Origin of the sequence: Nocardiopsis mangrovi, assembly GCF_042653925.1 — a bacterium.
Lineage (GTDB): Bacteria > Actinomycetota > Actinomycetes > Streptosporangiales > Streptosporangiaceae > Nocardiopsis_B > Nocardiopsis_B mangrovi.
This window is the reverse complement of the sequence record NZ_JBHSFQ010000097.1, coordinates 1-712: the sequence shown is the minus strand read 5'-3', so window position 1 is coordinate 712 and position 712 is coordinate 1. Positions and strand designations below refer to the sequence as shown.

Here is a 712-nt window from a genome sequence, read left to right as displayed (position 1 = left end):
CCCGCTTCCTCCACCACCCCCTCCACCGCACCCACCAACACCGGATGCGCACTCACCTCCACAAAAGACGAAAACCCCTCCCCCACCAACCCCGCCACCGCCGACCCGAACCCCACCGGCTCCCGCAAATTCCGAAACCAATACGCCGCGTCCATCTCCACGCCATCGACCCACCGACCCACCACCGTCGAGAACACCGGAACCCGCCCCACCCCCCGACGGACCCCCTCCAACACACCCAGCAAACCCCCACGCAACCGCTCCACCTGCGGCCCATGCGAGGCATAATCCACCGCGACCCGACGAACCCGCAGACCTTCACGGTCGCAACGCGCCTCAAGGCGGTCGAGTACGGCGAGCGGCCCCGACACCACGACCGACGCCGGACCGTTGACGGCCGCGACCACGGCGCGGTCCGCCCCGCCCTCGTGCACGCCGGACAGCAGGGAGTCGACGCGGTCGATCGAAGCGGTGATCGCCGTCATGCCGCCGGTACCGGCGAGCTCCGTCGCGATGAGGCGGCTGCGGTGCACAACGATCCGGGCAGCGTCCTCCAGCGACAACACACCCGCCACATACGCCGCAGCGATCTCCCCCTGCGAATGACCCACCACCCCATCAGGAACCACCCCCACCCCACGCCACACCTCGGCCAACGCCACCATCACCGCGAACGACACCGGCTGCACCACATCCACCCGATCCAACCCCG

Annotated in this window: 1 protein-coding gene; it reads right to left on the bottom strand. The window is 69.4% G+C overall.

All coding sequences use genetic code 11. The features are described 5' to 3' along the window. Positions 1-698, bottom strand: a 698-nt coding sequence (locus ACFO4E_RS30095) for an acyltransferase domain-containing protein (protein WP_378580737.1), incomplete at its 3' end; no start/stop codon positions are given. Positions 699-712 lie beyond the last annotated feature (14 nt).